Genomic DNA, 12,921 nt, shown 5'->3' with positions numbered 1-12,921 from the left:
CCGGTTCACATGACGTGGACGGGGTCGATCCGATGATGGGGATGCGGCATTCCGCCTACCACCTGCGACAACGTTTGCGACGAGGCTGGGTTCCCATAGGAACAGCTGCCGAGAACATCCGTTTTCGATGGAGCTGCAAGGAGTTGACGCATGGCTCAGGTCAGAAAGACGACACATTCACGGAAGACAGGCGCGCGCAACACCGCGCGCCGCAAGGCCAGCACGACACGCAAGAGGTCAAGCCGCCGCGCAGCGCCGAAGCGATGGTCGCAGCGTGTGACGAAGGAGAGCGACGCGCTCGATCTCAAGCGCGGTGTGTTCAAGCTCAAGGACCCCAAGAAAATCGCGGGCTCCCTGAAGCGTTCGGCCGAGCACAGCTCGCGCCGCAAGGCCGGCGCCTATCGCTCTGCGCTGTCAATGCTGACGTTCTACATCAACCGCGCCGGCAAGACGCTGCCGAAGACGCAGCACACGCGACTGGAGCGCGCGAAGGTGGAGCTGAAGCGGGCGTTCGGGCGGGAGTGAGTTTCAGATCTCCACTGTCGTCCCGGACAAGCGGAGCCCTGGCAGCGCGAAGCGTTGTCAGGAGTATAGCGCAGATCCGGCACCCATACTCCGCAGCAATCGTTTTGCGAAGATTCGGAGTTGCCAGCTCGTGCAGCAACGCAATTCGGTGGTTATGGGTCCCGGATCGGCGCGCGCTTGAGGGCGCGCTTGTCCGGGACGACTGCGGAGGGTGGTGCGACAGCGGGCCCTTACGCCGCCCGGATATTTGCCATGAAGCGGTCGAGCTCGGCGCGCAAGCGGGTGCTTTCGCTCGACAGCGTCTTGGCCGAGTTCAGCACCTCTTCCGAGGCCGACCCGGTTTCGGCAGCGCCGCGGTTGACCTCGCCGATATCGGTGGCCGCGGTCTGAGTGCCTTGCGCGACGGTCTGGACGCTGCGGGCGATCTCCTGCGTTGCCGCACCCTGCTGCTCGACGGCGCTCGCGATCGAGGTCGAGATCGACGAGATCTGGCCGATGGTCGCGCCGATCTCCTTGATCGCGGCGACCGATTCGGCCGTGGCGCCCTGCATGCCGGTAATATGCGAGGAGATTTCATCCGTCGCCTTCGCGGTCTGGCTCGCCAGCGACTTCACCTCGCTCGCAACCACCGCAAAGCCGCGGCCGGCTTCACCGGCGCGCGCCGCCTCGATGGTGGCGTTGAGCGCCAGAAGATTGGTCTGCTCGGCAATCGCCGTGATCAGCTTGACCACCTCGCCGATTTGCTGGGCGGCATGCGACAGTTTTCCGATGCGGCCGTCGGTCTCCTTGGCCTGCACCACGGCGGCCTCGGCAATGCGGCTGGAGTCGCGGACCTGGCGGCCGATCTCCTCGACCGAGGCCGACAGCTCTTCGGTCGCGGTCGCCACCGACTGCATGTTGGAGGAGGCCTGCTCGGAGACGCCGGCGACCTGGCTCGACAGGCTCTGCGTGGTCTCGGCGGTGCGGGCCAGCGTGGAGGCGGCCGATTCCAGCTGCACGGCGGAGGCCGAGACATTGGAGACGATGGCGCCGACGGCGCTCTCGAAATCGTCGGCAAAGCGGATCAGCTCGGCGCGCCGGCTTGCCGCCTGCTCCCGGTTCTGGACTTCGCTGGCGGCGGCATCGCGCTCGGCCTTGGCCACCGCCTGAACCTTGAACTCCTCGACCGCGCCGGCCATCTCGCCGATCTCGTCCTTGCGGCCAAGTCCCGGCAGCACGACATCGAAATTGCCCGAAGCCAGCTCCCGCATCGCCTTGCACATCGCGATCATCGGACGCGAGATACCATTGCCGAGCATCCAGGCCAGGACGGCACCGACGGCAAGACCGCCGAGCGCCATCATCAGCATTAGCCGCTCGGTCTCCCCGATGGTCGCATTGGCGCTCGCCTCGATGCGCTGCTGGTCGGCGGTGAGGTCCGAACGCAGCTCGGCCGAGAGTTTGAGGATCGACGCGGCCGTCTTGGTCATCTCACCGTTCAGCTTGACGATGACCTTCACGTTTTCGGTCAGCTTCGCGAAAGAGGTGCGGTACTGCTTCAGGAGATTGCCGATCTCGGTGACGCGGTCGGTGATCTTCTGGTCGTTCGCATAGATCGAGACCAGCAAGGTCTCCAGAAACTTGATGCGGGCGATCACGCCATCGGCGGTCTTCGGCTCCGGCTTGGCGACGAAGGCGCTGACCGAGGTGGAAACGGCCAGATATTGCGAGGTGACGTCCTTGGCCGTGGTCTGGACCGATGCAAGCCCCGCCAGCGCAGCCGTGTCGGCGAGATCGTCGAACTTGAAGCGGATCTTGTTGCCGACGCTGTTGAGCTCATCGGCCGCGATCTTGTTGTTCTCGCGGGTCAGGGTGATGATCTCACCGAACACCTTTGTGAAGCGCTGGAATTCGGCCTCGAGCTTACCGACCTGCTCACGGCGGGCGGCCCCGGTCGTGGCGGATATCGACTTGCCGATCGCGCTCCTCAGATTCTCTTCGGCGGCCTTGGCCGCGGTCTCGTCATCCGCCGTGCCGGTCAACGTGTAGGCCCACGCCAACCCCTGATAGGCGATCAGCTCGCGATCGACGGTCCGCGCGAGGTCGGCTTCCGAGACGCTTGCGCGGTAGGAGCCCACGGCGGCCTGGATCCGCTCGAAGCCGAAATAGGCGAAAGCCATGCTGACGGCGAGGATGGCGAGCACCGCCACGAAGCCAAGGATGATTTTTGCGCGAAACCGTAGCGTTGGCAGCTTCGATTGCTGCGACTTCGACTTGACCGACATTCCCCACCCCATTCCATTCGCGGAAAACCAGGCGCAGCCGGAAGCAGCCCGCTCCCCGACTCCGCGGCACGTTACGGGGCAAAGGATAAGCTGTGGTAAATTTGTGGCACCGCAACTGGCGGTGAGGTGACGCGGGGATTTCTTAAGGCGGGCTTTCCCGCGCCGCTACAAATTGAAGGCCGGCGCGCAAATCCTCCACCGTCGTCCCGGACAAGCGGAGCCCTGGCAGCGCGAAGCGTTGTCAGGAGCGGAGCGCAGATCCGGGACCCATACTCCGCAGCAATCGTTTTGCGAAGATTCGGAGTTGCCAGCTCGTGCAGCAACGCAATTCGGTGGTTATGGGTCCCGGATCGGCGCGCGCTTGAGGGCGCGCTTGTCCGGGACGACAGTAGAGGGTAGTGCGACAGCGGGCCCTTACGCCGCCCGGATATTCGCCATGAAGCGGTCGAGCTCGGCGCGCAGGCGGGTGCTTTCGCTCGACAGCGTCTTGGCCGAGTTCAGCACCTCTTCCGAGGCCGACCCGGTCTCGGCGGCGCCGCGGTTGACCTCGCCGATATCGGTGGCCGCGGTCTGAGTGCCTTGGGCGACGGTCTGGACGCTGCGGGCGATCTCCTGCGTTGCCGCACCCTGCTGCTCGACGGCGCTCGCGATCGAGGTCGAGATCGACGAGATCTGGCCGATGGTCGCGCCGATCTCCTTGATCGCGGCGACCGATTCGGCCGTGGCGCCCTGCATGCCGGTAATATGCGAGGAGATTTCATCCGTCGCCTTCGCCGTCTGGCTCGCCAGCGACTTCACCTCGCTCGCAACCACCGCAAAGCCGCGGCCGGCTTCACCGGCGCGCGCCGCCTCGATGGTGGCGTTGAGCGCCAGAAGATTGGTCTGCTCGGCAATCGCCGTGATCAGCTTGACCACCTCGCCGATTTGCTGGGCGGCATGCGACAGTTTGCCGATGCGGCCGTCGGTCTCCTTGGCCTGCACCACGGCGGCCTCGGCAATGCGGCTGGAATCGCGAACCTGGCGGCCGATCTCCTCGACCGAGGCCGACAGCTCTTCGGTCGCGGTCGCCACCGACTGCATGTTGGAGGAGGCCTGCTCGGAGACGCCGGCGACCTGGCTCGACAGGCTCTGCGTGGTCTCGGCGGTGCGGGTCAGCGTGGAGGCGGCCGATTCCAGCTGCACGGCGGAGGCCGAGACATTGGAGACGATGGCGCCGACGGCGCTCTCGAAATCGTCGGCAAAGCGGATCAGCTCGGCGCGGCGGCTTGCCGCCTGCTCCCGGTTCTGGACTTCGCTGGCGGCGGCATCGCGCTCGGCCTTGGCCACCGCCTGAACCTTGAACTCCTCGACCGCGCCGGCCATCTCGCCGATCTCGTCCTTGCGGCCAAGTCCCGGCAGCACCACGTCGAAATTGCCCGAAGCCAGCTCCCGCATCGCCTTGCACATCGCGATCATCGGACGCGACATGCCGGTCCCGAGCAGGAAGGCGAGGACCGCACCGAGCAGCGTGCCGCCGACGGCGAGGATCAGCACCAGTTGCTCGGTCTGTCCGATGGTCGCTTCCGACTCCGCTTCCAGCCGCTGCTGTTCGGCGACGAGGTCCGCCTTCATGGCGGTGGCGCCCTGAAGGATCGCCCCAGCCGAGCCGCTCATTTCGGTCACGAGGTCATCGATCATCTTGGCGTTGGCGATCAGCTTCTCCAGCGCTTGCCGATAGGCCCCCAGCAGCGCCTTGGCGTCCTTCAGCCCGGCGACGATCTTGTCGTCCATGGAATAGACCGCACCGAGCGAGTTATCGACGAATTTCAGCCGCGCCAGCGCGCTTGCCGCGACCGCTTGGTCGGAATTGAGGATGAAATTGCTCGCGGCAGAACTTGCGGTCTGGAACTGGGCATTGACCTGCTTGGTGCCGAACTCGATCGCCTGCGCTTCCGCGTCGGAGGCGTTGTTGCCGATGTCGTCGAGCTTGTATTTCAGGAGATTGGCGTTGCGCTGGAGCTGGTTCTGGACCAGCAGCGCGCTGTCGCGCTTGGCCTGCAAAATCTTGGCAAAGGTCGCGGAGAAGTTGGAAAACTCCTTGGCGAGCTTGTTGAGGCCCTCCTGCCGCGCCGGCTTCTTGGCGCTCTTGATGGCCTGGTCGATCGCGCCCTTCAGGTTGGCTTCCGCCTCCAGCGCCGCCTTGGCGTCGTCCTCCTTGCCGGTCACGACAAAGTAGCGGGCGGCCGAACGATAGCCGAGCAGCTCGCGGTCGATGTTGCGGGCAAGGTCGGCCTCGGAAACGCTGGTGCGGTAGGATCCGACCCCGGAGGAAACCCGCTCGAAGCCGAAATAGGAGAAGGCCATGCTGCCGGCGGAGATCACCAGCACTGCGGCGAAGCCCAGAATGATCTTGGTACGAAATCTGAGGGTCGGAAATAGTGTGCGCTTCGACGGCGATGCGGTACGCCCGGACATTCCAACCCCCAAGATCTGTTCTTGCACGTGCAACGCGGCCTGGAAGCAGCCCCTTCCGGACCGGCGATGAAAATTAGGGCAGAATCGTCAAGGGGCGGTAAATTCGTCCGTCCCCCCTCCGCAACGGCGGCTTGGTGCGGAACACCCGCCCCGGCCACCTGGCCGCCGTGTTGCGACCGGGCGAAAAAGGCCATACTCTTTGGACACTTGTCAGGCACTTGGCATTAGACCGAGCGGGTCCTCGAGGGGAGAAACGGAGTGGGGCAAACCGACTTTCGGTTTGGCGGTGCGTCTGGCGTTGCTGTCGCGAAGTCGAAGGCCGCGGGCGCCGAACAAGCCGTTGCCGACCTCGCCGGCCAGCTCCCATCCGACGAGCTGGCGCTCATTCTGCTCTTCGTCTCCCCGAGCTACGATCCACACCAATTCATCGCCGAGATCAGCCGACAATTTGACGGGGTCCCGGTCTGCGGTTGCACCACTGCCGGCGAGCTTGCCCCCGACGGCTGGGACGAGAACAGCGTCGTCGCTCTCGCGTTCAGCCGAGCCGACTTCTCGGCCGTGGTGCGCCCCATCCTCAATCTCGACAGTTTTCGCGTCGGGGACGGCCGCAGGATCGGCGCCGAGCTTCGGCAGGAGCTGCTGCGGGTGTCCTCCCAGGTCGAGCGCGGAAATCCGTTCGGTCTGGTCCTGATCGACGGCCTGTGCCGCCGGGAAGAAGCGGTGATGTCCGCGATCTATGCCTCGCTGGACGACATTCCGATCGTCGGTGGATCTGCGGGCGACGGGATGCGCTTCGAGAGGACCTGGGTGTTCCTCGACGGCAAGGCGTACACGAATGCCGCTCTCCTGATCCTCCTGAGCACGTCGCTGCCGTTCCGGGTGTTCAAATGTGACAATTTCGAACCGCGGCCGCAGAAGATGGTGGTCACCGAGGCCGACATCGAGAATCGAACGGTCAGGGAACTGAACGCCGAGCCCGCGGCTCAGGAATATTCCCGCGTCGTCGGGATCATGGACGCCAAGCTCGATCCGTTCTCGTTCGCCTCGCATCCGGTTCTGGTCCGCGTCGGCGGCTCCTACTACGCCCGGTCGATCCAGCGCGTCGAACCGGACGGCTCGCTGCACTTCTTTTGCGCCATCGACGAGGGCATGGTGCTGACGGCGGCGACATCGCGCAGCCTCGTCGGCACGACGCGCGAGGCCTTCGCGGAAACGCGCGACCAGATCGGCGAGGTCTCGCTCTATATCGGTTTCGAGTGCCTGCTGCGCCGGCTCGACGCCGAGCAGCACCAGCTCGCCCGCGACATGTCCGAGCTCTACCACCAGAATCGCGTGGTCGGTTTTCATACCTACGGCGAACAGTTCGGCTCGATGCATGTGAACCAGACGTTCACGGGCGTCGCCATCGGCAGGCGCTCCTCGTGACCGGGCTATGGCAGGATGCCGAAACGGTCGAACAGCTGCAGCGGGAAACCGCGAAGCTGAAGAAGATCAATGCCGCGCTGATGTCCCGGGTCGAACGCTCGATGGACCAGCAGCTCAATGCCTTCTCGTTGTTCGAGACAGCCATCGCGCTCGACCGCCAGGTTCGAGACCGGACGCACCAGTTGCGCGAGGCGCTGCATTCGATCGAACGCGCCAATGAGGGTCTGTATCGCGCCAAGCAGCAGGCCGAGGCCGCAAGCTCGCTCAAATCGTCCGTTCTGATCTCGGTCACCCACGACCTGTTACAGCCGCTGAACGCGGCGCGCCTGACGCTCTCGGCGCTGGCCGAGATGATGGAGACGCAGGAGGCGGGCCTGCTGATCGACCAGGTCGACCGCTCGCTGGTGACGCTGGAGGACCTGTTGCGGTCGTTGCTGGAGATCGCCAAGCTCGACGCCGGCGCCCTCAGGCCCGACGTGCGTCCGTTGGCGCTCGCGCCGCTGTTCGAGCAGCTCCGCAACGAATTCGCGCCGATCGCCGCACGGCAAGGCCTGACCTTGCGGATCCGCAACTCGCCGCTCGCGGTGTCGTCGGACGTGATGATGCTCCGGCGCATCCTGCAAAATCTGCTTGCCAATGCCATCCGCTACACCCGCAGCGGCGGCGTCGTAATGGGATGCAGGCGCCGGAACAACCGCATCTGCGTCCAGGTCTCCGACACCGGACCGGGAATTGCGCAGGCGCAACAGGAGGCAATCTTTCGCGAATTCCAGCGCGGTGAGGCCAGCGCAACCGACCAGGCCGGGTTCGGGCTCGGTCTCTCCATCGTTCGCCGCTTCGCGACGGTGCTCGGACATGCGGTGCAGCTGTCGTCGCAGGTCGGCAAAGGATCGACATTCGTCCTGGAGCTCAAGCCGGCCGATCTCGCCGAGGTCAGCGACGAGGTGCACGAGACCAAGCTCTCCGAACGTCAATATGGCGGCCTCGAAGGCGCCAAGATCCTGCTGGTCGAGAACGATCCATCCGGCTCCGAGGCCATGGCCGCCTTGTTGGAAGGCTGGGGCTGCGATGTCGCGACCACGCGATCGACTGCGGAAGCGCTGCTGCGTCTCAGCGAGCTGGGCGGCGCGCCCGACGCGGTCATCGCCGATCTTCATCTCGATCACGGCGAAAGCGGATTGTCGGCGATAGCCGACATCCGGCAGCAACTGAAGCTCGACGTGCCCGCGATGATTATCACCGCCGACTACTCCGAGAAGGCCGCCAAGCAAGCGAGCCTCTCCGGCCTCGAAGTGTTGAAGAAGCCGGTCAAGCCTGCCGAGATGCGCGCGCTGCTGTCGTTCCTGCTGAGCTAGCTGGTGCGACGGTCACACAAAATATCGAAAAACAACCCCATGCACAGTAGCGGTAACGAATTACATTCCGCCAAGACATTGATTCTTAAATAAAATAACCGACAGGAACGACCGCCAATCGATGGGACGGGACGGAAGAAATTCGTGTCACTGCTGATCCGGTTGGGCACGCTCGCGCCTCAGCGTAGTGCCCTCGCCTGCCAGCGTCGCGAAATCGATCTGCGACATTTCGACGATCGCCTTGGTGCGGCTCAGCACGTTCAGCTTGCGCAGGATGTCCGAGACATGGACCTTCACGGTGGTCTCGGAAATCTTCAGCTCATAGGCGATCTGCTTGTTCTGCAGGCCGCGCTTGAGCATTTCGAGGACCCGCAATTGCTGCGGCGTCAGGTCATGCAGCCGTTTCAGCAGGTCATGCGCGGGACTTGGGGCCCGCCGCGGCCGGAGTGCGCGATAGGCGTCGGGAATACAGACGAGACCCTGCAGCGCCTCGCCGATCGACTGGGCAAGCTCCTGCTTGGACGAGGATTTGAAGATGTAGCCGGCCACCCCGAGCGACAAGGCGCCGGAGATGATGCGTGGATCCTGATGCCCCGACACGATGACGACGGGAACCTTCGGGAATGCCTTGCGGATGCGAATGATGCCCGAGAGGCCGGTCGTGCCCGGCATCGACAAATCGAGGAGGAGGAGATCGAGCTCGGCGCCCGCGGACAGCTGCTCGAGCGCGCCGTCGACCGACGTCGCCTGCAGGATCTCGGCCCCGGGCGCCACCATTTGCAGTGCGCCTTCGAGCGCCTCTCGAAACAACGGATGGTCTTCGACAATCAGAAATCGCATCACGCGTGAGCCATTCCCAAATCGTTGCCGGGTTCAAGCTTGAACCGAGCATGTATCAGCCGGTCCGGGCCGGTTTGATCCAGGTCAAGAACGACGACGCGGATCATTGCGGCCTCCCACGATCGACCCTCGCATAGGGCCGGCTCCTGGGATCGGGCAGGTCCATCTTGCCGATTTCGATGATCGCCTTGTTGCGGCTGAACAGTCCGAGCTTGCGCAGGATCTCGGTGATGTGCGCTTTCACCGTGGATTCGGCAAGCTGTAGCTCCTGCGCGATCTGCCGGTTCGGATAACCGCGGCGAAGCAGGTCCAGCACCCGAAGCTGCTGCGGCGTGAGCTCGCGGAGCTTGACCACGAGGGCCTTGCTGGTCTCGGCTTTTCGCCGCGGCGGCGTCGGCACGAAATCCCGGGGCACCGATACCGATCCGGACAGCACGCCCTCGATCGACTGGGCCAGCTCGCGCTTCGACGTCGACTTCGGGAGATAGCCGGCCGCGCCGAGCGCCAGCGCTTCGCGGACCACATGCTGGTCCTCCTCGCTCGATACGATGGCGACCGGCAGGCGCGGATAGGTTTCGCGCAAGCGGAGAAAGCCGGAGAAGCCGGTCGCATCCGGCAGCGACAGATCGAGCAGCGCGAGGTCGATCCCCTGTTCGGCCGACAGGATGTGCAGGGCGTCCTCGATCGACATCGCCTCCAGGATGCGGGCCTCCGGCAAGGCGAGCCGCACTGCATTGCCCAGAGCTTCGCGAAACAGCGGATGATCGTCGATGATCAGGAAGCTGGCCATGGCGCCTTCCAAAGGATCCACCGCACGCGCGGCGGCAGCGCACCCATCCTGCGCCGGTCCGGCGTCGGAAAGATGCATGATGGACGCTACCACATCTTCCCGATCCCGTCCGGTCAAGGCCGTTCAGTCGTTCGATTCGACCTGGACGGTCAGCAGGAAGGAATAAATGCTGTCGAACTGGTCGTCGGTGTAGACCTCCTTCCAGGCCGGCATGCCCTTGGCGGGACGTCCCTCATGCACGGTCTTCCAGAACGTGTCGCGCATGTCGTCGCCGTAGCGGTGACGCAAGAGCCGCAGATCGATCTTCCGTTCGCTCTGGATGGCGTCGGGGCCATGGCAATGCGCGCAGGTTCCGTTGAAGATCTCCTTGCCCGCGCCGATGGTCTCCGCATTCGGCGCAGATGCATCGCTCTTGATCTCGGTTGCCACCACATTTGCGACCTGCCTCACGCTCGGCCCGGGGGCCGCTCCTGTCGTGGTTCCCGCCGGCACAGCCTGGGCCGCGCCAAAGCGGACAGGCTGTCCAGCCGGCAAGCCGTATTTCACCGCGAGATCGGCGATTGTGCTCTGAAGCGTCGGCAGGATCGCATCGACCCGATCGCGCAGCTCGGTCGAACCCTTCGCAAAGCCGATGGCGGCATCCCATGACAGGCCTTCGCCTTCGGTGAGCCGGATTTGATAGCGGTCATGATAGGCGGTCATGTTCAACCAGCCGGCGACGGGCCCCCAGATGAAGGCGACGTCGGCCCTACCCTGATCGAGCGCCTGCATGGCCTCCTCGGGCGAGAGCACGGTCACCTTCTGGATGTTGTCACGTGTCGCAAGGAGGTTTTGTGGTGTGCTGGCGTATTGGACAGCGACGCGCTTGCCCCTGAGGTCTTCCACGCCGCCGATCGCCTGACCTTTCGCCGCGACCAGGGCGTAGCCTTCCTTCGCAAAGGTGCTGGAGAAGATCACGGCAGGTCCCATGAAATCCTCGGAGCGTGGCAAGCCGATCATGGCGTCGCATTGCTTGCCCAGCAGCGTGACCCGCACGGTGCGCTTGCCGAAATAGGATTTGTACCAATCGTAAGTGATCGGTTGGCCGAGCGCCTGCGCCAGCGCCTGGCCAATTTCGACATAGAAGCCCGGCCGCGACGGATTATCGCTCGAGAACGGCAGATTGGTCGGATCGGCGCACAGACGGAACGGCTTCGCCTCGTCTGCGTGAGCGGTTGCGGCCGATGCAATCAGCGCGGACGCGCCGGCCCATGCGAGCAGTCCCGCGATGGTGCGAAGTCGGCTGTTGCCATTTCCTGGATTGATCGGACGCATCCTCATCTCCGGCAGGTGGGAATTGTTGGACCAAGCGTGGCAACACAGGATCTGGCCCGAGATCTGGCCGATGCCGTCGCCGCGCGATGTCGAGAAAGCGCGCGCGTATCCCGTTCTCCGGGATACGCGCGCGAGTCGTCACTGGACGGAGAACACGAAGAGCGAACCGCCCTCGGGGGCTGCGGCCGTCATCTTCTTCCCAACCTCGCCCAGGAACGCGGGCAATGCAGCCGTGCGGCCGACGACGATGGCGACGTACTGCTTGCCGTCGACACTGTAGGTCACCGGTCCCGCGCCGATACCGGAGCCGAGATTCTTGCTCCACAGCACCTTGCCAGACTTCGCATCGATGGCGCGGAAGTCACCATGGATGTTACCGGCGAACACGAGGCCGCCGCCGGTGGTCAGCGTGCCGCCGTTGAACGGCAGATCTTCCTTGATCGACCAGACCTTCTTCTGGGCGATGGGATCCCAGGCCACGAGCTCGCCGAGGAAGCCGCCGGGGCCTTCCTTGGTCGGAAATTCGGCGCCGAGATAGAACACGCCGCGCTTGTAGGCGACGTCGGACACCGACCAGTCCATGCAGACATTGTTCGAGGGGATGTAGACGAGCCCGGTCTGCGGATTGAACGACATCGGCTGCCAGTTCTTGCCGCCAATCAGGTTCGGACAGATGTCCTTGGCGGGATGGCCCGGCCCCGGACGCTTGTCCGGATCTTCGACCGCCCGCATGGTGTTGACGTCCCACTTCTTCGCCCAGTTGGAGAAGACGTATTTCTCCGCCGAGAGCACCTTGCCGGTCTCACGGTTGGCGACGAAGAAGTAGCCGTTGCGATCCGCCTTCATCAGCGCCGGCACCGTGCTGCCGCCGATCTTGAGATCTGCGAGCACGGCTTCGTTGACGCCGTCATAGTCCCAGGCATCGGCCGGCGTGGTCTGGATATGCCACTTGATCTTGCCGGTGTTGGGATCGAGCGCGAGCGTCGAGGCGGTGTAGAGATTGGTCAGCTTGCCGAAATTGCCGTCGCCGGTCGAACGAACGCCGGTGTTCCACGGACCGGGATTGCTGGTGCCCCAATAAACGGTGTCGCTCTTGGGATCGTAGGAGCCGACCAGCCAGGCCGCACCGCCGCCATGCTGGGCGGAATCGCCTTTCCAGGTGTCGCCGCCGGGCTCATCCGGACTGGGAACCGTAAAGGTCTGCCACAATTGCTTGCCGCTGTTGATGTCGAAGGCCTGGAGCGAACCGCGCACGCCGTATTCGCCGCCGCCGAAGCCGGTGATGACCTTGTCGCGCACCACCAGCGGCGGCGAGGTGATGACCGAACCCTGCTTGTAATCGACGACCTTCGTCGTCCACAGCGCCTTGCCGGTCGCGGCATCGAGCGCCGTCAGCTTGCCATCGAGCCGGCCGACGAAGATCTTTCCGTCCGCATAGGAGACGCCGCGGTTGTTCACGTCGCAGCAGGCATATTGCAGCACGTCATCGGGAATTTCGGGCTCCCAGGTCCATTTGCGCGCACCGGTCGCGGCATCGAGCGCATAGACGTATTTCGGACCCCAGGAGCTCGAGACGTACAGCGTGTTGCCGACGACGATCGGCGAGGATTCGTTCGAGCGCAACGACGCCAGCGAGAACGAATAGGCGAGCGTCAGCTTGCCGGCGTTCTCGGTATTGATCTGCTTGAGCGGGCTGTAACGCGTATTGCCGTAATCGTGGCCGGCAACGACCCACTGGTTCGAATCGGACTGTGCCTTGATCAGCGAGTCGTTGGCACGGACGCCTGATGTGCCGGCGGCCAGCATCGCAACCATCGAAATACCAGCCAAAAAACCCTTCGTTCCAAAGGTCATGTATTCCCTCCGCGGTGTTGTTGTGTACGCCGGTTGGGCGCTGGAACGCATTGCGCTCCCGATGCGCAGTTTGCCTGCGAGCCATCGCGCAAATTACAGC

9 protein-coding genes are annotated in these 12,921 nt (G+C 64.2%); 3 read left to right on the top strand and 6 right to left on the bottom strand.

Annotated elements, in window-relative coordinates:
* The first annotated feature begins 150 nt into the window (after positions 1-150).
* Entirely contained in the window at positions 151-525 is a 375-nt protein-coding gene (locus XH85_RS03515) for a DUF3175 domain-containing protein (RefSeq protein ID WP_128930758.1), read from the top strand.
* A 230-nt stretch (positions 526-755) separates the two neighbouring features.
* Here the strand turns inward: XH85_RS03515 and XH85_RS03510 are convergent, their stop codons facing one another.
* Complete coding sequence (locus tag XH85_RS03510) at positions 756-2,789, bottom strand: methyl-accepting chemotaxis protein (protein ID WP_128930757.1); 2,034 nt, start codon at positions 2,787-2,789, stop codon at positions 756-758.
* A 414-nt stretch (positions 2,790-3,203) separates the two neighbouring features.
* Entirely contained in the window at positions 3,204-5,243 is a 2,040-nt protein-coding gene (locus tag XH85_RS03505; protein ID WP_128930756.1) for a methyl-accepting chemotaxis protein, read from the bottom strand.
* A gap of 258 nt (positions 5,244-5,501) precedes the next feature.
* Between XH85_RS03505 and XH85_RS03500 the strand changes: the two genes are divergently transcribed.
* Together XH85_RS03500 and XH85_RS03495 are read left to right on the top strand one after the other, a co-directional pair.
* Positions 5,502-6,668, top strand: coding sequence for an FIST N-terminal domain-containing protein (locus XH85_RS03500; RefSeq protein WP_128930755.1), 1,167 nt, complete (start codon positions 5,502-5,504; stop codon positions 6,666-6,668).
* Complete coding sequence (locus XH85_RS03495; protein ID WP_128930754.1) at positions 6,665-8,023, top strand: hybrid sensor histidine kinase/response regulator; 1,359 nt, start codon at positions 6,665-6,667, stop codon at positions 8,021-8,023. Before XH85_RS03500 ends, XH85_RS03495 begins: the two co-directional genes overlap by 4 nt.
* Before the next feature lie 147 nt (positions 8,024-8,170).
* On the opposite strand, the gene XH85_RS03490 is transcribed toward XH85_RS03495, so the two are convergent.
* From XH85_RS03490 to XH85_RS03475, 4 genes are all read right to left on the bottom strand, one after another.
* The gene (locus XH85_RS03490) at positions 8,171-8,863 is read right to left on the bottom strand and encodes a response regulator (protein WP_164940586.1); all 693 of its coding nucleotides are present in this window, start codon (positions 8,861-8,863) and stop codon (positions 8,171-8,173) included.
* A 103-nt stretch (positions 8,864-8,966) separates the two neighbouring features.
* A complete protein-coding gene (locus tag XH85_RS03485; RefSeq protein WP_091896604.1) occupies positions 8,967-9,653 on the bottom strand; it encodes a response regulator in 687 nt (228 codons plus the stop codon).
* A 123-nt stretch (positions 9,654-9,776) separates the two neighbouring features.
* Entirely contained in the window at positions 9,777-10,967 is a 1,191-nt protein-coding gene (locus tag XH85_RS03480) for a c-type cytochrome (protein WP_338025602.1), read from the bottom strand.
* Positions 10,968-11,105: 138 nt separating this feature from the next.
* Complete coding sequence (locus XH85_RS03475; RefSeq protein WP_128930752.1) at positions 11,106-12,821, bottom strand: PQQ-dependent methanol/ethanol family dehydrogenase; 1,716 nt, start codon at positions 12,819-12,821, stop codon at positions 11,106-11,108.
* Positions 12,822-12,921: the final 100 nt, after the last annotated feature.

It is taken from the genome of Bradyrhizobium zhanjiangense, assembly GCF_004114935.1.
Classification (GTDB): Bacteria; Pseudomonadota; Alphaproteobacteria; order Rhizobiales; family Xanthobacteraceae; genus Bradyrhizobium; species Bradyrhizobium zhanjiangense.
Note: the sequence above shows the minus strand (reverse complement) of the source record. Positions and strands in the feature narration are given on the sequence as shown.